Origin of the sequence: Candidatus Accumulibacter meliphilus (assembly GCF_036625345.1) — a bacterium.
GTDB classification, from domain to species: Bacteria; Pseudomonadota; Gammaproteobacteria; order Burkholderiales; family Rhodocyclaceae; genus Accumulibacter; species Accumulibacter meliphilus.
In genome coordinates, this window is sequence record NZ_JAZKTZ010000009.1 from 154,182 (window position 1) to 177,563 (window position 23,382).

Below are 23,382 nucleotides of genomic sequence, written 5' to 3' on the forward strand. Positions count from 1 at the left end.
TTCTCTGAGGAGCACCCAGATGCTTAATATCCATGCGTCATGGGAATGCGTTACCGATGGCAAGACAAGAGCCGGTGCGAATTTCAAATACCTCATGGAGCAGTTGCTCGATGAAGGCTACCAACTCGACATTGATACGCCGACCGGCAAACAGTTGTTCGCCTCAAAACAAGCATTCGGTGCATGGTTTGATGCAATCCAATGTTGATCGGCTATGCCCGTATCTCGACGCAGGATCAAAACCTAGAGCTGCAGCGCGAAGCCTTGACCAAGGCCGGGTGCCAAAAAGTCTTTGAGGACAAGGTAAGTGGCACGCGAGCTGATCGACCCGGCTTAGCCAAAGTGCAAGAGATTCTGCGCGAAGGCGACACCTTGGTGGTGTGGAAGCTGGATCGCCTGGGGCGCAGCGTCAAGCAATTGGTCGATCTGGTCGGCGAACTGCACAAGCAGGGCATCCAGTTCAAGAGCCTGACTGACGCCATCGACACCGGCACCCCCTCTGGCCGGTTCTTCTTCCATGTCATGGCCAGCCTCGCCGAAATGGAGCGCGAGCTGATCGTCGAGCGCACCCGTGCCGGATTGGATGTCGCTCGTCAACTTGGCCGCAAAGGAGGTCGTAAACCCAAGATGACCGAGAGCAAGATCGAGTCAGCCAAAAAGCTGCTGGCCAGCGGTGTGCCAGCTAAGGACGTGGCCAAGAACCTTGGCGTATCCGTGCCTACGCTGTACCGCTGGGTGCCAGCCTCGGCACAGGCTTAGCGTACGATTTTTTCCGTTTTCTGAAGCGACCCCAATTAGAGCGAAGCGCGCAGCATAGAGTGAAGCGCGCGCCGGTGGAGACCCGCGCGGTTGAAGTGGGCCGCGCGGCTGGCTTTGCTGCTGGCAGTCGCTAGCCGCGATCGTGCAACCCTGCCTACAGCCCGAGCACTTGGCAGGTGTGGCGGGCGATCATCAGTTCCTCGTTGGTTGGCACCACCCACGCGGAAACCTTGCTGCCGCCGCTGCTGATGCGCGCACCGCCCTGCTCGTTGGCTGCCGGGTCAAGGTCGATGCCCAGCCATTTCGCCTGTTCGCAGACCAGGCGGCGGATATAGGCGCTGTTTTCGCCGATGCCGGCGGTGAATACGAAAGCGTCGATGCCGCCGAGTACCGCTGCCAGCCCGCCGAGTTCGCGGCTGATGCGATAGACGAAATGATCGATCGCCAGCCGCGCGCGCGGCGAGTCACTCGCCTGCAGGACGCGCATGTCGTTGCCGATGCCGGACAGGCCGAGCAGGCCGGAGCGCTTGTAAAGCATACTCTCGACGTCTCTGGCGCTCATGCCTTCCTGTTGCAGCAGATAGAGGATGATGCCGGGGTCCAGGTTGCCCGGTCGCGTACCCATCAGCAGTCCGTCGAGGGCGGTGAAGCCCATCGAACTGCCAACGCTGCGACCGTTGTCGATCGCGCACATGCTGGCCCCGCTGCCGAGGTGTGCCACGATCACGCGTCCGCTGGCGATTTCCGGCGCCAGCTCCGGCAGAGTGGCCGCGATGTACTCGTAGGACAGGCCATGGAAGCCATAACGCCGGATACCGCGCTCGTAATACTCATAGGGCAGACCATAGAGCTGCGCGACCGTCTCCTGCGTGCGGTGAAAAGCGGTATCGAAGCAGGCGACTTGCGGCAACTCGGGCCTGGCCTCTGCCACCGCCCGGATGGCAGCAAGATTGTGCGGCTGGTGCAACGGGGCCAGCGGCACGAAGGTAGCGAGCGTCTCCATGGCCGGCGGCGTGATCAGTAGCGGCGCCGAGTAATCCGGTCCGCCATGCACGACGCGGTGACCGACTCCGACCAGTTCCTGGCCTGCAAAGCGCGCACGCAGCAGGGTGGCGATCTCCTGTAAAGCCTGCCCGTGGTTGGCGACTTCGCTCGTCGTCCACTGCTCATCGGCAATGACACTGCCGTCGGCACCCTTGGCTTTGAGTCGCGGCGCCGTGCCCAGCCCTTCGATCTGGCCGACGGCCATGGCACTGAGAACACGCGCAGCGCCGACGTTAAAGATCGAGAACTTCAGGCTCGAGGAACCGGCGTTGAGGACCAGAATTACGTTTCCCATTTCAAGCTCCCACTTTGCTGGCGTCGTGCGTCAGCACGGCACTGGCCATCAGGCAGGCAACGGCGCATGAGGCGAGCTTGGCACGCCGGTTGTCGGCGCGGCTGGTCAGGATGATCGGCACGCGCGCGCCGAGCACGATGCCCGCACCATCGGCATTGCTCATGAAAGTCAGTTGCTTGGCGAGAATGTTGCCGGCAGCGAGGTCGGGAACGACAAGAATGTCGGGATCGCCGGCGACGACCGAATCGATTTTCTTGATCCGCGCGGCTTCCGTGCTGATCGCGTTGTCAAGGGCCAGCGGGCCGTCGAGAATGGCACCCGTGATCTGACCACGGTCGGCCATCTTGCACAGCGAAGCGGCGTCCGTCGTGCACACCATTCGCGAGTTGATGCCTTCGACGGCGCAGATGATCGCCACCTTCGGCTGCACGATACCCAGCACTCGCGCCAGATCGATGGCGTTCTGGCAAATGTCGCGTTTGCAGTCGAGATCCGGCGCGATGTTGATCGCCGCATCGGTCACGATCAAGGGCTTGTGGTAAGTCGGCACATCCATCAGGAAAGCATGCGTGATGCGCCGCTCGGTGCGCAAACCGGTTTGCCGATGGACCACCTCGGCCATCAGTTCGTCGGTATGCAAACTTCCTTTCATCAGCGCCGCGGCTTCTCCGAGGCGCACCAGCTCGACGGCACGAAAGGCGGCGGCGTGGCTATGCGGCACGTCTTCCACGCGTACCCCGCCAAGGTCGAAGCCAAACTCCGCGGCCACCGCCCGCAGCCTTTCCAGCGGACCAACCAGGATCGGTTCGATGAGGTTTTCGCGGGCGGCCTCGAGGGCAGCACCCAGCGAGGATTCGTCGCAGGGATGCACCACCGCCACCGCCACCGGCGGCAGTTTCCCGCAGCGTTCGACAAAGCTGTCAAAGCGGTCGTGGCTCTGAATCGAGACCTTGGCAGCGTCCGGACGGTCCATGATGATCCGCGTATGCGGCGCAACGACCCGGGCAATACCGCTCATGATCGTCTCGCCGCGGGCGTTGACGCCAAGGCAGTCGAAAGTCACTTTGCGCGTCTCGGCAAATTTTTCTCGCGCCGTGATGCTGATCGTGATCTCCTCGCCAATGGCCAGCGGTGCGTGGAACTCGAGATCCTGACCGGCGTACACGGTGCCCGGCCCGGGCAGCTCGTTGCCGAGCAATCCGGAGATCTGGGCGCCCAGCCACATGCTGTGCGCGCTCAACTCCTTGGCGCCGAGTTGCTTGACCAGCTCGAGGTCGAGGTGGGTAGGATTAACGTCACCTGAAACGGTCGCGAAAAGCTGCACATCCCGCACCGTCAGCGTGCGCTTGATGCTCGCCGTATCGCCAATGTTGATCTCGTCGAAACAACGGTTCTCAAGGGTATCTTTGGTCATCATGTACTCGTCGTGGATAAGGATTTTATCGTCTCGCCGGCAAGGCGCCTCTGCTCGCCCCGCTCTTTCCCTGGCAACTCCCGCCAGTGCCTGATGGCTGGCTGGCGGCCCGGAACATCCATTCTAGCGTATCGCGCGAAAACGGCGAAGGCACGACCCGTCGCGGCATGAACCGCGCTCAGCACGGCCCGCTGCCATCCGGTCGGAACAGGGTGCGGGGATGAAAACCACTTGCCGAAGCGGGCGGCGAGACCGACTTTGGCTTATGATAATGCCTGGGCAAGCCAAGCAGGCGGACCCTTCTTAACAGCGCTTTTCAGGGAGTGGCGACATGAACAAGACATTTTTTTCGCAGGTTTCTCAATTGTCCCGGTGGCTGCTGATGGCCACCTTGAGCGCTCTGCTGGCCCCGGCTGTCGGCATCGCCGCAGACCGCGCGGCGCTCGAAAGAGACGCACGCAGCGCCTATCAGAAATTGATCGACAAAATCCCTGCGGCGAAAGTTTTGTCCAGGGACGCTGTCGCCGTCCTCGTCTTTCCGACGATCATCAAGGCTGGTCTCGTCGTCGGCGGGCAATACGGAGACGGCGTCCTCTTCAGGGCCGGCAAAGCAAGCGGCTACTACAACACCTCGGGTGCTTCGTATGGACTCCAGGCCGGCGCTCAGCAATACGGTTATGCGATGTTCTTCATGAAAGAAGAAGCGCTCCGGACCTTGAATCAGGCCGAAGGATTCGAAGTCGGCGTTGGCCCATCGATTGTCGTGGTCGACGAGGGAATGGGCAAATCGATGACCTCGACGACCGTGCATGACGACATCTACGCCTTTATCTTCGGGCAAACAGGTCTGATGGCCGGTATTGGCCTGCAGGGCAACAAGATCACCCGACTCAAGAACTGATTGTCGGCACGCAAGTCGGCCCGGGCCAGCGCAGCGCCGCAGCCGACTGGCATGGCCTGCGCTGCTACACCATGCCACTATTACTCCCGGTAACGCTGCCAGCCACGCTTTTAGCCGCACTCCCAGACACACTCCCCGACACCCATTGACCATCTGCTTGCTCCACCGCTCGCAAGCGGGCGATGGCTTTAACCAGAAAAAGAGATCCGGATGAACTCAGCTCCCCGCCAAAGCGGCATTCTTCTGCACCCGACTTCCTTGCCCGGACCGCACGGCTCGGGCGACCTCGGCACCGCCGCTTTCCACTTCGTCGACTGGCTGGTTGCCGGCGGCCAGTCGCTGTGGCAACTGCTGCCGCTGACCGGCCTTGGACCCGGTAACTCGCCCTACTCCAGCCCCTCCGCTTTCGCCGGCAACGAGTTGCTGATCGACCTGGTGCAACTGCAGGACGCCGGCTGGCTGACCCCCGCCGATCTCGCCGAAGCTCCGGCATTCCCCGAACAGCGTATCGACTATGCGGCAGTGCGACCTTTCAGGATGGACCAGTTGCGGCGGGCCGCCGCGCGCTTCTTCGCCAGCGGAAAGACCCCCGAGCACAAGGCATTTGCCGCCTTCTGCGCCGCTTCCCGCACCTGGCTCGACGATTACGCGCTGTTCATGGCGCTGGATATCGCCCATGGCGGTGAAAACGGAACGATCTGGCAGGAGTGGCCGGCAAAGCTTGCGCACCGCCAGCCGGAGGCGCTGCGCGCGGCGGAACGCGCACACGCCGACGAAATCAATTTCTGGAAATTCTCGCAGTGGTGCTTCTACACGCAGTGGGCCAGGCTCAAAACCTACGCCAACGCCCACCGCGTCGAGATCGTCGGCGACCTGCCGATCTTTGTCGCCGACCACAGCGCCGATGTGTGGGCGAACCCGGGGCTTTTCGACCTCGACAAGAGCGGTCGTCCGCGCGTCGTCGCCGGAGTCCCGCCGGACTACTTCAGCGAGACCGGACAGCGCTGGGGAAACCCCCTCTACCTCTGGTCGGCACACGCCGCCGAGCACTATCTGTGGTGGGTAGATCGCATGCGGCAAATGATGATCCTCTGCGACATCGTGCGCATCGACCATTTCCGCGGCTTCGAGTCGTACTGGGAAATTCCGGGCTCGGCCGAAACGGCCATCGACGGCCTCTGGCAACCAGGACCGGGCGCCGCAGTGTTCACCGCCATGCGTCGCGAGCTGGCCGACGAGCATGGCCAGCTCAAGATCATCGCCGAAGACCTCGGCATCATCACCCCGCCGGTCAAGAAGCTGCGCGAGGATATCGGGCTGCCGGGCATGCGCATCCTGCACTTCGCCTTCGGCGATGACGCCAGAAACCCCTATCTGCCACACAACTACGATGCCAATACCGTCGTCTACACCGGCACGCACGACAACGACACCACCTGCGGCTGGTGGGAATCGCTCGAACAGAGCGAAAAGGACCGCGTGCACACCTACCTGGGCGTGGGCAGCCAGAACAGCGAAGAACTGTGCTGGTATCTGATCCGTCTCGCGTTTTCGTCGGTGGCCCGCTATTGCGTGATACCGATGCAGGATGCGCTGGCCCTCGATAGCACGCACCGCATGAACCAGCCGGGTGTCGGCGTGGGATCGTGGGAATGGCGTTACCGCTGGGATCAGGTCGAAGCCTGGCACTCCGAACGCCTGTTCGATCTGACCTGCCTCTACGGCCGCGACTACGAGAGCCAGCACCCCGATGAAGCCGACGCAAGCTGATCATCACCTGCCGGTCGTCGTCTCAGGCTCATCACGACCAGCACCCGTCAGCAGATGATGCTCGCTTCGACCGAGCTAAACGCGATCTACGATGGCCTGAACAAGGACGAGTTCTTCGTCGAGTACCTGCCCATCGTTTCTCTCGGCGATCAGAGCTGCCTGGGGGCAGAAGCGCTCATCCGCTGGCGGCGACCTGACGGCACCGTCGTTCCTCCCGACAAATTCATCCCGCTGGCGGATAATACCCCGCTCTCCGGACTGATCACCTACTGGCTGATCGACACGCTCGCTGGCGAAGTCGGTGGCTGGCTGCGCGCGCACCCGGAGGCCCACCTCAGCCTCAACGTGCCGCCCGAAATCCTCGGTCGCGGCGGTCTGGAGTACGCCGCCGTCAAGTCCGGTCTCGGCGAGTTTCGCACGCAGCTGATCCTCGAAGTGACCGAACGCGGAATTCCCGACCAGCTCGGTTTGCTGGCCCTCAACAGCATGTTTCATGGCGGCATCAAGCTCGCCCTCGACGACGTGATGATGAGCGGCACCAATCTGGCGCTCATTTCGCGTTGCAACTTCCAGCTCATCAAGCTTGACCGCCTGCTGACTGCCGAGATCACCCCGGAATGCCCGCACCCCGACTGGTTGCGTAGCCTGGCCGGACTCCTGCAGGCGAGCGAACTGACCGTCGTCGCTGAAGGCATCGAAACCGACACCCAGTTGCAGGCCCTGCGCGCCGCCGGCGTGCAGTGGGGACAGGGCTACCACTTCTCGCCGCCGCTGGCCGTCGCCGAGTTCATCGCCTGGCACGAGAAATGGGAGAAAACCAGCTCCTGCCTCGCGACAAACCGCTTCGCTGCCAAGCCGGTCTAGGGTTCCGGGAAGTCGGCAGCCAGCGCGTCGCGGGCCGGACGAAGCGCGTGTCGCTGCAGTTCCTGGCGCTTTCTTGTCATGAGCCTGTGAATGTTGGGAATTCTCCCCTTGCCGAGGATGACGAAAGAACCCATGCCATCCGAGTGCGGGGGCCATGGCTCAACTGCGCAGTTCGTCCCGATCCCGGAAATACGCCAGCGCCTCAGGATTGGCCAGTGCCTCGACGTTCTTCACCGGCCGGCCATGGACGATGTGGCGCACCGCCAGTTCGACGATCTTGCCGCTCTTGGTGCGCGGAATGTCGGCGACCTGCAACACCCGCGCCGGCACATGCCGCGGCGTGGTGTTCTGGTGGACCTGCTGCTTGATGCGCTCGATCAGCGCGTCGTCGAGCGTCATTCCTTCGCGCAGCTTGACGAACAGCACGACGCGCACATCGTGCTGCCATTCCTGGCCGATGACCAGCGACTCGACGACTTCCGGCAATTGCTCGACCTGGCGATAGATCTCGGCAGTGCCGATACGCACACCGCCGGGGTTGAGGACGGCATCCGAGCGGCCGTAGATGATCATTCCTTCGTGGGCAGTGAGTTCGACAAAATCGCCGTGGCACCAGATGTTTGCAAAGCGATCGAAGTAAGCGGCGTGATACTTGGCGCCGTCGGGGTCGTTCCAGAAACCGACCGGCATGGCCGGGAACGGGGCGGTGCACACCAGTTCGCCGCGCTCGCCACGAGCGGCGGGAATCGGCTGGCCATCGTCGTCGAAGACGTCGACCGCCATGCCCAGGCCGCGGCACTGCAGTTCGCCGCGGTATACGGGAAGAATCGGGCTGCCGAGCGCGAAGCACGAGAGGATGTCGGTGCCGCCAGAAATCGACGCCAGCAGCAGCTCGGCTTTGATCTCTTGATAAACGTAGTCGAAACTTTCCGGCGCCAGCGGGCTGCCGGTCGAGAACATTGCCCGCAGTTGCCGCAGACGGTGGGTTTCACGTGGTTTGAGGCCGGTCTTGGCGAGCGCGTCGATGAACTTGGCCGAGGTGCCGAAGTGCGTCATGCGCTCGGCGTCGGCGTAGTCGAAAAGGATCGTTCCGGCTTTTCCCGAGGCGCCGGCGATGAACGGCGAACCGTCGTAGAGCAGCAGTGTCGCCTGCGAGGCGAGCCCGGACACCAGCCAGTTCCACATCATCCAGCCGCAGGTGGTGAAGTAGAAGACGCGGTCGCCGGGCTGCACGTCGCTGTGCAGCTGATGCTCCTTGAGATGCTGCAGCAGCGCGCCGCCATGGCAGTGCACGATGCATTTGGGGACGCCGGTGGTTCCCGAGGAAAACATGATGAACAGCGGGTGCTCGAAAGGCAGCGGCACGAAATCGATTCTGCCGGCGGTGAAAGGCGCAATGAAGTCGGCGTAGCGCTGGCCTTTGCGCATCGCGGTCACGTCCGGGCTTGGGTCGAGGTAGGAAACCACGACACAGCGCTCGACGGTCGGCATCTGGGCGGCAATCTGCAGATTCTTGGCCATGCAGTCGATGCGCTTGCCGTTGTACCAGTAGCCATCGACGCAGAGCAGCAGCTTGGCTTCGATCTGCCCGAAACGATCGAGCACGCCCTTGACGCCGAAGTCGGGCGACGCCGACGACCAGATGGCGCCGAGCGAAGCCGTGGCGAGCATGGCGATCAAGGCCTCCGGCATGTTCGGCAGGTAGGCGGCGACGCGATCGCCGCGACCGACGCCGGTCAGCCTGCAGGGCCTGCGCGCAGCGCGAGACTTGCGCGTACAGCTCGGCGTTCGAGAGACGCCGCTTGACCTGGTCTTCGCCCCAGAAGACCAGAGCGTCGGTGTCGGCCTGATCGACTCCTTCGCCGCCGCGGCGCAGCAGATTCTGCGCGTAATTGAGCTGCGCTTGCGGGAACCAGCGTGCCCCCGGCATGCGCTTGCCGTCTTCGAGAATGCGCTCGCCGCGCTCGCCGAGCACTCCGCACTCGTCCCAGACCGACGTCCAGAACGCCTCCGGCTCGGCCACCGACCAGCGCCAGAGGCTGGGATAGTCGCTGCAAGCGGCATTCCAGCGGCTATTCACGGCAGCCATGAAAGCGCTGAGCCGGGCGCCGGCGATACGTTCGGCGCTTGGGCGCCAGAGAGCCTGCTGATCCATATCCCCTCCTCCTTGCTGCGATGGAAAAACGCGCTTACGACAACTGTGCCCGCCACTCCTCCGGAATCGGCACCGACTTGCCGGTGGCCACGTCCATCCAGACGATCTTGGAATCGCCGGTGGCGTAGAGTGTTTCCTTGTCTTGCAGGCGAATCTCGTAATGCGTCTGCACGCTGCTGCGGCCCGGATGAGCGCAGAACATGCGTACTTCGACAATGCCCGGGTAGTTGAGCGGCACCAGGAAGGTGCACGCGGCGTTGATGATTACCGGTGCCGTGCCGCGCGGCAGCACCTTAAAGCCCAGTGTTTCGAGGTACTCGACGCGGCACTGCTCCATGTAGCGAAAATAGACGGTGTTATTGACGTGTCCGTAGGCGTCCATGTCGCCCCAGCGAATGGACATCAGGCTGGTCTGGACGAGCTTGCGTTGGCTTGTTGGCATGGTGCTTCCTGTACTTGATGCACGGCGATTGCGGAAAAGGCGCGCCGACGATTGGCAATCGCCGGCGCGGGTGCATGAAAACGGTCCAACCGCCGGCTGGCCGCCTTCCTCGCTGAAGCTGCTTAAAACATGTCTTCCGGCAAAGCCATCACGCCGACGGCACCGTCGGTGACGCTACTCGCCAGGCCGGCTGCCCGCGACAGAATGTGGTCGGCGTAGAAACGCGCGGTGACCACTTTTGCCGCGTAGAAGGGATCGGCGTCGCCGCCGTCGATTTTCTTCTGCGCGATCACTGCCGCGCGCGCCATTTGCCAACCGCCGGCGACGATGCCGAGCAAGGTCAGGAAGGGGACCGAACCGGCCGATGCCGCACGAACGTCGTCGCGGTAAGTGGCCACCACCCAGTCGCCGGCTTCTGCCAGCGCCTCGACGCCAGCCGTCAAGCGCTTGCGAATGGCGTCGAAATGACTGCCCGCCTGCCCGGCCAGTTCGGCGTCAAAAGCACGCATGCTGGCAATCAGTGCCTGCAGCGTGGCGCCGCCTTCGCGGGCGATCTTGCGACCGATCACGTCGTTGGCCTGAATGGCCGTGGTGCCCTCGTAGATCGTCGAGATCTGCGCGTCGCGCAGGTGCTGCGCGGCGCCGGTTTCTTCGATGTAACCCATGCCGCCATGCACCTGAATGCCCATCGAGGCCATGCTCACCCCGCTCTCGGTGCTCCAGCCCTTGACCACGCCGATCATCAGATCGACGAAAGCCTGGTTGCGCTTGCGCTCGGCGGCGTCGGGATGGTGAATGGCGGCGTCGTGGGCAGCGGCAACCACATAGGCCAGCGCCCGCGTCGCCTCGGCGTGGGCGCGCATGGTCATCAACATGCGGCGCACGTCCGGATGCGCGATGATCGCCACTTTCGGCCCGCCACGCTCGCCGATATCGGTGCACTGGATACGGTCGCGAGCGTAGTCGCGCGCGCGCTGATACGAGCGCTCGCAAGCGGCGACGCCTTCGAGGCCGACGCCGAAGCGCGCGGCGTTCATCATGATGAACATGTACTCGAGACCACGATTCTCTTCACCGACGAGGTAGCCGACAGCGCCGCCATGGTCGCCGAAAGCCATGATCGCCGTTGGGCTGGCGTGAATGCCCAGCTTGTGCTCGATCGATACGCAGTAGGCGTCGTTGCGCTCGCCAAGGCTGCCGTCGTCATTGACCATGAACTTCGGTACGACGAACAGCGAAATGCCCTTGACCCCTTCGGGCGCGGTCGGTGTCCGCGCCAGCACCAGATGGACGATGTTCGCGGCCATGTCGTGGTCGCCATAGGTGATGAAAATCTTCTGCCCGAAGATCTTGTAGCTGCCGTCGGCCTGCGGCTCGGCACGGGTGCGCACGGCGGCCAGGTCGGAGCCGGCATTCGGCTCGGTGAGGTTCATGGTCCCGGTCCACACGCCGCTGACCATCTTCTCCAGATAGTCCTTCTTGAGCTTCTCGGAACCGGTGAGCACCAGCGCCTCGATGGCGCCATTGGTCAGCAGGGGGCACAGAGAAAAGGAATGATTGGCCGACTTCCACATCTCGGCAACCGCCGCCGCAAGCACTTTCGGCAGGCCCTGACCGCCCCACTCCGGCTCGCAGGCCAGCGCCGTCCAGCCGCTGTCGGCGAACAGCTTGTAGGCCTCCTTGAAGCCGGCCGGCATGGTCACCGCCTTGTCGTGCCATTTGGCGCCTTCGAGGTCACCCGGAATGTTGAGCGGCGAGAGCACTTCCTCGGCAAACTTGGCGGCTTCTTCGAGAACCGCGTCAACGAGATCGGGCGTCGCCTCTTCGCAGCCGGGTAGCTGCGCCACCTCTTCGAGCCCGGCGAGTTCCTTGAGCACGAATTGCATATCGCGGATTGGGGCAAAATATTCACTCATTTCATTCTCCTTTAAATTCGCCAGGGGAAACGGTCATCAGCGGCAAGACCGTTTGGGATGCATTGTGGTTGCTAATTGATCTCACAGTCGCCTTCGCCGGCGCTCATCACTTTTTTCCGAGGAACTGCACATCGTCAAAATCGGCGAGAAGATCCGGTCGATAAACAGCAAACAGGGTCGCCATCATTCCCGACAGCCAGGCCTCCGAGAAACCGAGTAGCAGAAAATAGGGTAGATACTCGGCAGCCAGGTAATCACCGTCGTAAGTCCCCGCCAGCACCAAAAGCGTGCACGCCGCCAGGCCGACCGCAATCACTGCCAGCGCCGCGGCAAAGAAGCCCTTGCAGAAGATGTACACGAACATGTGGCGCGGCAGCCAGCGATCGACCAGGCGATGCAGCGTATGACTCACGGCGACGCCAACGCCGGCCATCAGCAAAGCGTTTATGGCAAAGCTTTGCCAGCCGGCAAAACCATTCAGCCCGACCCCGAGCAGCACCAGACAGAGCCCGATAAAAGCCAGCGCCCAGCCGAAGCACAGGGTAAACACCGTTGCCCCGAGCAGGTGCAGCGAAAGACCGGGTTTGACCCCGGCCTGCAGGTGCCAGAGTACGATCAACGCAACGATCGTCGCCAGGAAGGCATTCAGGCGTGCGCCGTCGGCCAGCACAGGCCACGGCGCCCGCCGCAGGGCAAGCAGCGCGACCCCGACGAAGACCATCCAGGACAGCAACAGCCAGCCACTGCCGAGGAGGCCGTCCGGCAGGTTCACGCTGCCCGCCGCCCGACTGTGTTCAGCCGAGTTCGGCGAGCAATGCCGGCAGGACCTCGAAGAGGTCGCCGACCAGGCCGTAATCGGCAACCTGGAAGATCGGTGCCTCGGCGTCCTTGTTGATGGCGACGATCACCTTGCTGTCCTTCATTCCGGCAAGATGCTGAATCGCACCCGAGATGCCGACGGCGATGTACAACTGCGGCGCAACGATCTTGCCGGTCTGGCCGACCTGGTAGTCGTTGGGAGCGTAGCCGGCATCGACTGCCGCCCGCGAGGCACCCACCGCAGCGCCCAGCCTGTCGGCCAGCGGCTCGAGCAGTTTGTGAAAATTGTCGCCGTTAGCCATGCCGCGACCGCCGGAGACGATGACTTTGGCGGCCGAGAGTTCGGGACGCTCGGACTTGGTCAGTTCGCGATTGATGAGCTTGCTTTGCGCGAGATCGGGACCGGCAGCCAGGCTTTCCACGGCGGCGCTGCCCCCCTCGCCCGCCGCTTCGAAAGCGGTCGTACGCACGGTGAGCACCTTGACGGCATCGCTCGACTGCACGGTGGCCAGGACGTTGCCGGCGTAGATCGGGCGAACAAAGGTGTCCGGCGCTTCGACGGCGACGATTTCCGAGATCTGCGCGACGTCGAGCAGCGCCGCGACGCGGGGCATGAAGTTCTTGCCGATCGTGGTTGCCGCAGTGACGATGTGGCCGTACGCAGCCGCATTGGCCACGACCAGTGCCGCAAGGTTCTCGGGCGACTGGTCAGCGTATTGAGGAGCATCGGCGAGCAGGACCTTGCCCACGCCGGCGATTTTCGCCGCCGCGTCGGCGGCAGCCGCGCAGCCGCTGCCGGCAACCAGGAGATGAAGCTCGGCACCGATCCTGGTCGCCGCAGTCACGGCATTGAGCGTCGCCGCCTTGATCGAAGAATTGTCGTGTTCAGCAATGACGAGTATGGCCATGATCAGATCACCTTCGCTTCAGTCTTGAGTTTCATCACCAGGTCGGCGGCGTCGGCCACCTTGATGCCGGCGCTACGCTTCGGCGGCTCGGCCACCTTCAGGGTCTTCAGGCGCGGCGTCACGTCAACGCCCAAGGCTTCCGGATTGGTCGTCTCGAGCGGCTTGCGCTTGGCTTTCATGATGTTCGGCAGGGTCGCGTAGCGCGGTTCGTTGAGACGCAGGTCGGTAGTCAGTACCGCCGGCAGTGCGATTTCGATGCTTTCCAGACCGCCGTCGATCTCGCGAGTGACCGTCGTCTGCTGACCGGCAACGACAATTTTGGAGGCAAAGGTCGCCTGCGGCCAGCCCAACAGGCCAGCCAGCATCTGTCCGGTCTGGTTGGCGTCGTCGTCGATCGCCTGCTTGCCGCAGATGACGATCTGCGGCTGCTCCTTCTCGCACACCGCCTTGAGCAGCTTGGCGACCGCGAGCGGCTGCAGGTCGACATCGGTCTGGATCAGGATGCCGCGGTCGGCGCCAATGGCCATCGCTGTGCGCAGGGTTTCCTGGCAGTTGGCCACGCCGGCCGAAACGGCCACCACTTCGCTGGCAATCCCCGCTTCCTTGAGACGCACCGCTTCTTCAACAGCGATCTCGTCGAAAGGGTTCATCGACATCTTGACGTTGGCCAGATCAACGTTGCTGGCGTCAGCCTTGACGCGCACTTTGACGTTGTAATCCACCACTCGTTTGATTGGAACGAGAATCTTCAAAACTTTCTCCTTTATCACTGCAAGGTAATCGACATCGATCGCGGCCAAGGCAACACCGCCCGCGGATAACAGCGCCGACCGTTGACCGGAAAACAGGCCATACTCTGTCGTATGGATGGCGTACGGTACCGTATGGAAAAACGGCTGTCAATACCGTCGGCAAGGACAGTGCGACGCTAGCCAGCAATATTGCCTCAGTTACGCGATTCAGGAAAGCCCCGCTCAACAGCATGGTCACGGCGCATGGAGCCGACAGTCAGCGTTTGACATTGCCGAACGCTGACCGGACAATAGCCCATACCATGTCGTATGGATGGCGTGCGCCAAGCGACCGCTACTGCTACCGTTTGCCCGACGCGCGAGACCAATGAAGGAAGCAGACAAGGATGAAAACCGAGAAGACCAGCGCCCGCGTAACGCTCGACCGTGACGGATGGATCGAAGCGGCCATTGATGTTCTCGCCGAGCAAGGCGTGCAGGGGATGCGCATCGAAGTCCTGGCCAAGAACTTCGGCGTCACTAAAGGCAGCTTTTACTGGCATTTCAAGGATCGTCAGGATCTGGTCGACGGCGTCCTCGAAACCTGGCGCGACGGCCGCATCCGTGACATCAACAAGCAGACCGGCGCCAGTACTGGCCGCGAGCGCGAACAGCTGCTGCATCTGATCGACGTCTATGGCGCAACGCGCAACCGCAAGGGGATCTCGATCGAACTGGCGGTGCGCGAATGGGCCCGACGCGACGCCCAGGCGGCGGCCATTGTCGAGGAAGTCGATACCTGGCGCCTGGAATGCACCCGCCAGCTCTTTGTCCGCCGCGGCCTCTCCGACGACGAAGCGAAAAGCCGCAGCCTGCTGCTCTACGCCTATGTCTTCGGGCAAAGCCTGATGGCCTGCGAGCGCTACGATGCGGCGGTCGGCGAGCTCAAGCACTGGATTGCCGAACTGATCGTCAAGGAGTAGAGCCCATGAAAGCCTCACCAAACCCGTCAGGGAGCGAACCCTCGCGCATCGAGATCGATGCCCTCGAAGAACCCACGATCGTCGAGTTCGGTACCTCGTGGTGCGGCTACTGCCGTGCCGCCGAGCCATTGATCGCTCAGGTCCTGACCAAGCATCCGCAGCTCGCCCACATCAAGATCGAAGACGGCCCCGGCCGCGCCCTGGGACGATCGTTTCGCGTAAAGCTCTGGCCGACCCTGGTCTTCATGCATCGTGGCAAGGAAATCGCGCGCCTCGTGCGGCCTGGCGATGCCCGCGAAATCGAGCGCACGGTCGCCCAGTTTCCAGCCACCGTGTAAAGGCCTGCGACCGGCACGAGAGCGTGCAGTACGCCACAGGTGGCCGTTCGAAGTCGTGCTGCAAGCGTCTCAATGCCGGCTGACGGCGACCGCTTTCAGCTTGGCCGCGACCGCCTATCAGAGGCTTGCCGGGCCAAGCTTTGCGATTGACGCCGCTTGATGGGCGCTCATATACTGCCCTCGCCGCCGATGAATTTCCTGCCCATCGGCTACGCTGGCTGCCTTCCTTTCACCGGAGAGACCCGACATGAAAATCGTCCTGGCCCCGAACGCCTTCAAGGGCAGCCTGTCGGCCATGGCTGCCGCTGTGGCCATGGAGCACGGAGTGCGCGCGGCCTTTCCCGCCGCGGAGGTCATCAAGGTCCCGGTGGCCGACGGTGGCGACGGGTTGACGGAAGTGCTGATCGATGCGCTCGATGGTCAGGCGCGGGTGGTCACCGTGCGCGGCCCCCTCAACGAGCCGATTCAGGCGACCCTGTGCCATGTCCCGGCCCTGGAGCTGGCGGCGGTGGAGATGGCGGTGGCCAGCGGCCTGGCCCTGCTCACCCCGCAGCAGCGCAACCCAAGCCTGACCACGACCTATGGAACCGGCGAGCTCATTCGTGCGGCACTGGATCTGGGGGTTCGCCACATCGTCGTGGGTATTGGCGGCAGTGCCACCAACGACGGCGGCATCGGCATGGCGACCGCCCTCGGCATGCGCTTCCTCGACGTCGCCGGCAAGCCGGTAGCGCCGGTCGGCGGTGCCCTGGGACAAATCCACCGCATCGATGCCAGCGGACTGGATCCACGCCTGGCCAGGCTGCGTTGCGAAGCCATCTGCGACGTCGATAACCCACTGCTCGGAGCGCGTGGCGCGGCCCATGTCTATGGCCCGCAGAAGGGCGCCTCGCCGGCACAGGTGGAGGAACTCGACGCGGGTCTGGCCCATTTGGCCGATGTCATTGCCGCGGACCTGGGACTGGACGTCCGTGACCTCCCGGGAGCCGGGGCCGCTGGCGGGCTGGGGGCCGGGCTACATGCTTTTCTGGGTGCCGAGCTGCGCCGTGGCGTGGACCTGGTGCTGGACCTGGTAGGCCTTGATGCCCATCTCACCGGTGCCGATCTGGTCATCACGGCTGAGGGCCAGATCGACTTCCAGACCGCCTTCGGTAAGGCCCCCGCCGGGGTCGCCCAGCGGGCCAGGTTGCAGGGCATCCCCTGCATGGCCATCGCCGGCGGGATCGGCGAGCGCATCACCGATTTGCACCACATCGGCATCGACGCCGTCTTTAGCCTTTGTCACGGCCCCATGACCCTCAAACAGGCCATGGAGGACGGACCTTCGCTGCTGCAAGCTGCGACCGAGCAAGTAGTGCGCTGTTTCTTCAGCGCCTCCCGGCCAGGGCGCTAGTGTCGTGTTGCACTCAGAGTCTGTGAAAATATTCCCCGCTCTCCACCGCCAAGCCACGCACCTGGGTTATAATGACGAAGTCATTTACACTCCAGGTGACGACCATGCCCGCGACGCAAGCCCTGTTCCCCGACGATGCGATGCCCCCGTTGGACGTGAATGCGCCAGAAGCTGAGAAGGCAGCGCTACCGAAGGCGTTGGCACGAGTCTTGATGCCGAACCGCACGCAGCTTGAATGGCGTGCCAGCGATCTGGAGTCACTGCTGCCGCCTGGACATCGAGCACGGTTGGTATGGGGTTACGTCGAGCGACAAGATCTGGAAGGACTGTACGCCGGGATCAAAGTGACTGAGGGTGGCGTGGGACGGGCGGCGATTGCTCCTGAAATTCTGTATGCCCTCTGGCTTTACGCGACGCTGGAAGGTGTGGGCTGTGGGCGGGCCGTGGCCCGTCTGACCGAGTCCCATGATGCCTACCGGTGGATTTGTGGTGGCGTGCAAGTCAATTACCACACCTTGTGCGATTTTCGCAGCCGCCAGGGCGAGGCGCTCGACGATCTGCTGACCGACAACGTCGCCAGCCTGATGGCGGCGGGAGCGGTCAAACTCAAAGGGTGTGCGCAAGACGGCATGCGGGTACGCGCCAGTGCCGGTGCGGCGTCCTTCCGGCGGGAAGAGACGCTTAAAGCTTGTCGCGAAGAGGCGCGGCAACAGGTGGCCAAGCTCAAGGCACAGTTGGATGACGACCCCGTGGGCGAAAGCGCACGCACACAAGCGGCGCAGCAGCGTGCGGTGGCCGAACGGGAGGCGCGCATTGAAGCCGCCCTGGACCGGCTGCCCGAACTGGCGGCGATCAAGAAGGGTCAGGGCAAGGAGCCGGATAAGGCCCGGAGTTCGACGACCGATGCCGACGCGACGATCATGAAGATGGGCGATGGGGGATTTCGGCCGGCCTACAACTTTCAGTACGCCGCCGACACCGAAAGTCAGGTGATCATCGGCGTTGAGGTCGTTACCGCTGGCACCGACCAAGGTCAGATGGTACCGATGGTCGAACAAGTCAGCGAACGCTGTGGTCAGGTCCCGGAGAACTGGCTGGTTGATGGGGGCTATCCGGGCCATGGACAGGTCGACGCAGTCGCCGACAACACGACCGTTTATGCCCCGGTGCCCAAGGCCAGGAACTCGGAAGTCGACATCCACCAACCGAAACCCAAAGACAGCCCGGCGGTCGCCAAATGGCGTCAGCGGATGGGCAGTGATGAAGCCAAGATCATTTACAAGCAGCGCGCATCGACGGCCGAATGCGTGAATGCCCTGGCACGCAACCGGGGTCTGAATCGACTACGGGTTCGCGGGCTGAAGAAAGTAAAGGCGGTCGCCCTACTCTTCGCCTTGGCACATAACCTGATGCGTACTGTCACGCTCGCACCCCACTTGGTTGGGATAGGGACAGGAACGTCCGTTGTTCCACAAATCGCCGGGTAACCGGGGAAAACAGGCAAAAAAGGGATAGATCAAGGGCCAACGGCAATCATTATCATGAATTAGGCATATTCTGCCCCGTGGTGGCGTTACCAGGGGAGCTTCGCCTCTACTGGCGCGAAGGCAATAAATTCACAACCTCTCAGTGTCGAATCGATAGATTACTGCCACCATCAGGGTTTCGCGCTCGTTTCTCGCCTGCGTAAAGCCTCTTCAAGAATGCATCACTAGAACACCTACCGCGCCCCCCAAACGGCGACACCCTACCCTGAGGAGATTCCCATGTGGCTCGTTGTACTGTTGGCCCTGTCCATCGTATTCATCGTCCTGGCGACCACCAAGCTCAAGATGCACCCATTCCTGGCCTTGTTGCTGACCGCATTTGGCTTCGGCATTCTCTCGGGCATGCCCTTGAAGGATGTCGTGGATTCGGTCAATAAGGGATTTGGCGGCACTATCGGCTATATCGGAATCGTCATCCTGGCCGGTGCCATCATCGGTGCCTTCCTTGAAAAGTCCGGCGGGGCCTATCGCCTGGCGACCAGCATCCTCAAGCTCACCGGCGAGCGGCAGGTGCCTCTGGCCATGGGATTCATGGGCTACGTGGTCTCTATTCCGGTCTTCTGCGACTCCGCGTTCGTCCTGTTGGCGCCGCTCATGCGAGCCCTGGCGAGCAAGGCCGGGATCACCCTGGCATCGGCCGCCGTGGCCTTGAGTCTGGGTCTCTACGCCACTCACACCATGGTCCCGCCGACCCCGGGGCCGGTGGCAGCGGCGGGGATACTCGGCGCGGATCTGGGTCTGGTAATCATGTGGGGAATGGCGGTCGGGCTGGTCTCAATGATCGCCGGCTGGCTGTTCGCGATCCTGGTGGCCTCGCGAGTCTACATCTCGCCGGATGCCGGGAAGAAGGCGAATGCCGACTCAGCCTCTGCCCCTCTGGTATCCGCGCAGGAGGATGGGCCGTCTGTCACTCGCTCACTGCTGCCGATCTTTCTCCCTATCATCCTCATCGTCACTCGCTCCATCGGTGAGCTACCGAGCAAACCCTTCGGAGAGGCCGGCGCCTTCACGGAAGTGCTGGGCTTTCTCGGACAACCCGTGGTGGCCTTGTTGATTGGCGTTGCCCTGGCCATGACCTTGCCAAAGCGCTTCGACAAGGAAATGCTCTCGATGACGGGCTGGGTGGGGGAAGCCATCGTCGGCGCAGCGACCATCATCATCATCACCGGTGCCGGCGGGGCCTTCGGCAAGGTGCTGCAAAACTCCGGCATCGCGAACGTGATCGGCGGTGCGCTGAGCGACGCCAATCTCGGTATCTGGTTGCCGTTCCTCATTGCCGCTGGAATCAAGACCGCGCAAGGCTCGTCCACCGTCGCCATCATCACCACCGCCGGACTGCTTGCCCCGCTCCTGGCGACTCTCGGGCTCGACAGCGATACCCACCGGGCCTTGGTCGTGATCGCCATCGGCGCCGGGGCCATGGTGGTGTCCCATGCCAATGACAGCTACTTCTGGGTGGTGACCCAGTTCTCCGGTATGGATGTGAAAACCGGCTACAAACTGCAAACCGTGGGCACCCTGGTGCAGGGCTTGACCGCGGCGGTTGCGGTCTATCTGGTGTCGAGCGTGGTTCTGTAAGTCGCGCAAGCGACTCACGAAACTCCCTCTCCCCTCTCAGGAGAAGGGTCAGGGGTGAGGCGGGGAATTCAGGGAGCATGCTCTCCCTGCCCGGCGAACGATTCCGGCGTCCAAGCCGGAATGCGCACTGCAAGTGAGAGGGGGACGGTCATGGCTTTCATGACTGGGGTGTATGGATTGTCATGACCGTTAGGAAGTCGCGGAGGAGTTCCCCGAGCGCCGGCGACGAAATTCCCTATGTTGGCTTTCCGATGTGCTCGACATGGACATAAACCCAGCGTTTGTGTTCCTCTTCGGCCGCTTGGAAGAACCTCCAATATTTCGACAAACTCCCTCCTCAATTGCCCTGCAAACTGACGCCATGTTGGGTGACGTGAGGAAAATCAAGTGACTAAATATTGGCTGGCTCTGGTCGGGACAGTGGTCTTGTTGCCGACGGTAATCACCGCGCAGGAAAGGCCGCCCTATCCCGTTGTCAGTCCCGGCCAAGGGCTTTGTTATGACCATTGCCGAGAAAACAATTGCCCCCAAGTTGGACCAAGGTTTTATGGTCAGGATGCTCAAAAACTTGCTCGGCCGATGCGTTATGCCTTGAGTTCAGATCGGCTGTTGGTTATTGATCCGAGTCGTCCACGCGAGGCAAACCGTTCACCCATCGCTCCTTTTCTCAATACGAAGTATTTTGCATCTGCTTACGGCTTCCCCGAAGAGGAGAAATCTTCGACTGATTCGCAATATGCTTCCTCGACGCTCTATGTAGATCACAGCAGCAAGCCTTTTTGGGCTTGATTTTTCTGATGGCAGGATCAAAGCTTAGTGCCTAAGGATGGGCTGATTAAAGCGTTTCCCTAGCTTAGGGCCGGGCAGCTGGATAGAGATCAACGGTGCAGATGTGCACGGCGCTGCGCTCCACAGTGATCCGAAGTTCGCCAAATCTTCTCAATTCCCTTGTGGCCGCGGGCGCCACGGTCATGTGATTCGTGTTTATAACCTTGTCCGACCGCTACGGACTGAAACGAGGTAATCAACGATGCAAAATATCATTTGTGTTGGCATTCTCATAAGCCTGCTCAGCGGATGTGGACTGCTGGAAACCAGCCCAATGCAAATCACCACAAGCGACACAGATTCATCATCGGATCGAGTCGCTGGCGAAACTCAAGATCGTATAGAAGCACCGGTTTTTAACGCAGGTCAGAAGTGGACTTATCGGCGGGTTGATTTATGGAAAAACAGAGAGACGGAGCGCTTTCGCCAGGATTTTATCTTGCCGGATAACAAGCTTTGGGTCGTGCGCTGGAATATTCTTAATTCTGACAACCAGCAACGCATGGGAAGTGTGACCGGCGAACTCTTCGACACCAAGTTCCATAGTTTTGCAGATGCAAGTTTAAGTGGGCAGTATCAGCCACTCAGCTTTCCGTTAAGCCACGGGAAAACATGGCACTTCAAGTACAGTATTCCGAGCAAACAATTATCGGTGACCCAAACAGCGACGGTTGAAGGCTGGGATACCGTCAACGTTCCAGCCGGCACCTTCCGGGCGATGCGAGTCAAGCATGAAGGGAATTATTCCGCCAGAACTAATGATTGGAGCTGGATGGGGAGAATTTCTGAAACTTATTGGTATTCACCTGAGGCACACAGAATCGTGAAGCGTGAATATCAGGATACCAACGGAGAAGGCGAAATCTGGGATCAATGGCGTGATGAATTGGTCGAGATTGAACTCTAAGGAATCAAGACCTCAATCACGCATTTGCCTATCGCATGATTTTCCTGTCGATTTCAAGCGAGCCCGGACCATGAAACAGATCAGCTTTTCCAAAGCTAACGGTCATTGCAGTTGCGGCCGCCCCGGATCATGAAAGAAGATACGAGTTGGGAAGCCGTGGGTAGAGATCGCGCAAAGTTTTGGCGGCTTGACCCCGGAAGCTAACGTGACCCGCTGAACCGACTCGTACCCCGGATTGCTGCCATCGAGCGCACACATTAAAAGGGCCGTTGGCGACCTGTCGCCTTCAGGCAACTTCGGTTCTGGCACCCACCGCCTCCCGCCTTCAAGTCTATTGTGAAAGGAGACGGTATGGAACTGGTTCCGATCCACAAGCGGGTCATTGGACTCGACATCCATCAAGCCCAGATCACGGCGTGCGCAATCACCGAGGAATCGGGCGGCGAGACACGCCTCGAACAACGGCAATTCGGTGCCTTCAAACGGGACCGACGAGCACTGGCAGCGTGGGCGGCGGCGCTTGATCCTGACGAAGTGGTCATGGAAAGCACCGGCATCTACTGGAAGAGTCCTTACGCAGCGCTGGAGGCGGTGGGTATCCGGGCGACGGTGGTCAATGCCCGCCACGTCAAGCAGGTGCCCGGGCGCAAGACCGATGTTGGTGATGCCCAGTGGCTGGCCACCCTGGCGAGAGCCGGTTTGCTGCGCGGGTCTTTCGTGCCACCGGCCAAACTGCGCGAACTGCGTCTGATCGCTCGGCAGCGGCAAAAGCTCGTTGGCCTGCTCTCGTCCGAGAAGAACCGCATGCACAAAGTGCTGACCGACGCCGGCATTCGCCTGGGTGTCGTCGTCAGTGACATCCACGGGCAGTCGGCACGGGCGATGATCAAAGGCCTCCTTGCCGGCAAGCCTCCCCAAGAGGTACTCAACCTCGCCAGCCGACGCCTCAAAGCCAGTCGTGAGGAGTTGCACGATGCCCTGCAGGGCGAATTGACCGCGAGCCATGTGTTCGTTCTCGACGAACTGTTGCGGCATATCGAAGAGCTCGAAGCGCGCATCGCCCGCTTCGACGCCCGCCTGCTCGGCGAGTTGGCCAGTGAGATGAATGCGCTGGCGCTGCTGCAAACGCTGCCGGGCGTCGACCTGATCGGCGCGGCCATGCTGCTGGTCGAGATCGGCAGCGACATGAGTGCCTTTGGTTCCCCGGACCGGCTCGCTTCCTGGGTCGGCGTTTGTCCGGGCAACAACGAGTCGGCGGGAAAACGAAAGTCGGGGCGCGTGCGTAAGGGCAATCTCTACGTTCGCCGACTTCTCTGTGAGTTCGCTCACGCCGCCAGCCGGACCAAATCAGCGTTCCAGTCAAAGTTCCAGTCGCTGATCGTTCGCCGTGGTCACAAACGGGCCATCGTCGCGCTGGCTCACAAAATGTTGCGCACCATCTTCTTCATGCTCAAGCGTGGCGAACACTACCGGGATTCCGCCACCAACTATGAGCAGCTTTCCGTACAGCGCAACGCTTCTCGCTGGATCAAGGCTCTGACTCGCTTCGGCTTCATCCCCGCAGCCGCTTGATTCACAGCAACCCATTTGCATGACCACAGGCGGTCAGGGTTTCGTGCGTCTTCCAACTGGCTTCTTTCACATTAAAAGGCAGCACAAGAAACGGCAGACGAAACGCAATCTATCTTATTGCGCATGGTCAGAGAGCGAAGCGAAAGGGGTTGAGCGCCGGGCTTGGAACTTGCTTTCATGGATACCTGTGTGTAATAAGCGGAGAGCTTAGGCGATGT

Annotated in this window: 20 protein-coding genes and 1 pseudogene; 13 read left to right on the forward strand and 8 right to left on the reverse strand. The window is 61.8% G+C overall.

Going from position 1 to position 23,382, the window contains the following annotated elements; genetic code table 11:
• Window positions 1-19: 19 nt before the first annotated feature.
• Together V5B40_RS18770 and V5B40_RS18775 are read left to right on the forward strand one after the other, a co-directional pair.
• Entirely contained in the window at window positions 20-208 is a 189-nt protein-coding gene (locus V5B40_RS18770) for a hypothetical protein (protein ID WP_332355918.1), read from the forward strand.
• Complete coding sequence (locus V5B40_RS18775) at window positions 202-759, forward strand: recombinase family protein (protein ID WP_332355919.1); 558 nt, start codon at window positions 202-204, stop codon at window positions 757-759. The genes V5B40_RS18770 and V5B40_RS18775 overlap by 7 nt, the downstream gene beginning before the upstream one ends.
• A 154-nt stretch (window positions 760-913) precedes the next feature.
• On the opposite strand, the gene V5B40_RS18780 is transcribed toward V5B40_RS18775, so the two are convergent.
• Together V5B40_RS18780 and V5B40_RS18785 are read right to left on the reverse strand one after the other, a co-directional pair.
• Window positions 914-2,098, reverse strand: coding sequence for an acetate/propionate family kinase (locus tag V5B40_RS18780; protein ID WP_332355920.1), 1,185 nt, complete (start codon window positions 2,096-2,098; stop codon window positions 914-916).
• Window position 2,099: 1 nt separating this feature from the next.
• The gene (locus V5B40_RS18785) at window positions 2,100-3,512 is read right to left on the reverse strand and encodes a bifunctional enoyl-CoA hydratase/phosphate acetyltransferase (protein ID WP_332355921.1); all 1,413 of its coding nucleotides are present in this window, start codon (window positions 3,510-3,512) and stop codon (window positions 2,100-2,102) included.
• Window positions 3,513-3,843: 331 nt separating this feature from the next.
• Here V5B40_RS18785 and V5B40_RS18790 point away from each other — a divergent pair, with 331 nt between their 5' ends.
• The 3 genes from V5B40_RS18790 (at window position 3,844) to V5B40_RS18800 (ending at window position 7,047) form a co-directional block, all read left to right on the forward strand.
• Window positions 3,844-4,413, forward strand: coding sequence for a lipid-binding SYLF domain-containing protein (locus tag V5B40_RS18790; RefSeq protein ID WP_332355922.1), 570 nt, complete (start codon window positions 3,844-3,846; stop codon window positions 4,411-4,413).
• Between the two features lie 210 nt (window positions 4,414-4,623).
• Entirely contained in the window at window positions 4,624-6,183 is a 1,560-nt protein-coding gene (gene malQ / locus V5B40_RS18795; protein ID WP_332355923.1) for a 4-alpha-glucanotransferase, read from the forward strand.
• Window positions 6,184-6,240: 57 nt separating this feature from the next.
• A complete protein-coding gene (locus tag V5B40_RS18800; RefSeq protein ID WP_332355924.1) occupies window positions 6,241-7,047 on the forward strand; it encodes an EAL domain-containing protein in 807 nt (268 codons plus the stop codon).
• 159 nt (window positions 7,048-7,206) lie between these two features.
• On the opposite strand, the pseudogene V5B40_RS18805 reads toward V5B40_RS18800, so the two are convergent.
• The 6 genes and pseudogenes from V5B40_RS18805 to V5B40_RS18830 form a co-directional block, all read right to left on the reverse strand.
• A pseudogene (locus V5B40_RS18805) lies at window positions 7,207-9,202 on the reverse strand (acetoacetate--CoA ligase).
• A gap of 34 nt (window positions 9,203-9,236) precedes the next feature.
• Window positions 9,237-9,644, reverse strand: a complete 408-nt coding sequence (locus tag V5B40_RS18810; RefSeq protein WP_332355925.1) for an acyl-CoA thioesterase — start codon at window positions 9,642-9,644, stop codon at window positions 9,237-9,239.
• A 122-nt stretch (window positions 9,645-9,766) separates the two neighbouring features.
• On the reverse strand, window positions 9,767-11,560 hold the full coding sequence (locus V5B40_RS18815) for an acyl-CoA dehydrogenase C-terminal domain-containing protein (RefSeq protein WP_332355926.1): 1,794 nt from the start codon (window positions 11,558-11,560) through the stop codon (window positions 9,767-9,769).
• A gap of 106 nt (window positions 11,561-11,666) precedes the next feature.
• Complete coding sequence (locus V5B40_RS18820) at window positions 11,667-12,332, reverse strand: energy-coupling factor ABC transporter permease (RefSeq protein WP_332355927.1); 666 nt, start codon at window positions 12,330-12,332, stop codon at window positions 11,667-11,669.
• Window positions 12,333-12,354: 22 nt separating this feature from the next.
• The gene (locus tag V5B40_RS18825; RefSeq protein WP_332355928.1) at window positions 12,355-13,287 is read right to left on the reverse strand and encodes an electron transfer flavoprotein subunit alpha/FixB family protein; all 933 of its coding nucleotides are present in this window, start codon (window positions 13,285-13,287) and stop codon (window positions 12,355-12,357) included.
• Between the two features lie 2 nt (window positions 13,288-13,289).
• Window positions 13,290-14,039: an electron transfer flavoprotein subunit beta/FixA family protein gene (locus V5B40_RS18830; protein WP_332355929.1), complete on the reverse strand. Its 750-nt coding sequence runs from the start codon at window positions 14,037-14,039 to the stop codon at window positions 13,290-13,292.
• Between the two features lie 386 nt (window positions 14,040-14,425).
• Between V5B40_RS18830 and V5B40_RS18835 the strand changes: the two genes are divergently transcribed.
• From V5B40_RS18835 to V5B40_RS18870, 8 genes are all read left to right on the forward strand, one after another.
• Window positions 14,426-15,001, forward strand: a complete 576-nt coding sequence (locus V5B40_RS18835; protein WP_332355930.1) for a TetR/AcrR family transcriptional regulator — start codon at window positions 14,426-14,428, stop codon at window positions 14,999-15,001.
• 5 nt (window positions 15,002-15,006) lie between these two features.
• On the forward strand, window positions 15,007-15,339 hold the full coding sequence (locus V5B40_RS18840; protein ID WP_332355931.1) for a thioredoxin family protein: 333 nt from the start codon (window positions 15,007-15,009) through the stop codon (window positions 15,337-15,339).
• Window positions 15,340-15,586: 247 nt separating this feature from the next.
• Window positions 15,587-16,732 carry a glycerate kinase gene (locus V5B40_RS18845; protein ID WP_332355932.1) on the forward strand — a complete coding sequence of 382 codons (1,146 nt, stop codon included), beginning with the start codon at window positions 15,587-15,589 and terminating at the stop codon, window positions 16,730-16,732.
• 104 nt (window positions 16,733-16,836) lie between these two features.
• Window positions 16,837-18,219, forward strand: coding sequence for an IS1182 family transposase (locus tag V5B40_RS18850; protein WP_332353184.1), 1,383 nt, complete (start codon window positions 16,837-16,839; stop codon window positions 18,217-18,219).
• 279 nt (window positions 18,220-18,498) lie between these two features.
• Entirely contained in the window at window positions 18,499-19,857 is a 1,359-nt protein-coding gene (locus V5B40_RS18855; protein ID WP_332355933.1) for a GntP family permease, read from the forward strand.
• Window positions 19,858-20,244: 387 nt separating this feature from the next.
• Complete coding sequence (locus V5B40_RS18860; RefSeq protein ID WP_332355934.1) at window positions 20,245-20,646, forward strand: hypothetical protein; 402 nt, start codon at window positions 20,245-20,247, stop codon at window positions 20,644-20,646.
• Window positions 20,647-20,887: 241 nt separating this feature from the next.
• Window positions 20,888-21,592 (forward strand): hypothetical protein, encoded by a 705-nt coding sequence (locus V5B40_RS18865; RefSeq protein ID WP_332355935.1) that lies wholly within the window; start codon window positions 20,888-20,890, stop codon window positions 21,590-21,592.
• Between the two features lie 351 nt (window positions 21,593-21,943).
• A complete protein-coding gene (locus V5B40_RS18870; protein ID WP_332355936.1) occupies window positions 21,944-23,164 on the forward strand; it encodes an IS110 family transposase in 1,221 nt (406 codons plus the stop codon).
• Window positions 23,165-23,382: the final 218 nt, after the last annotated feature.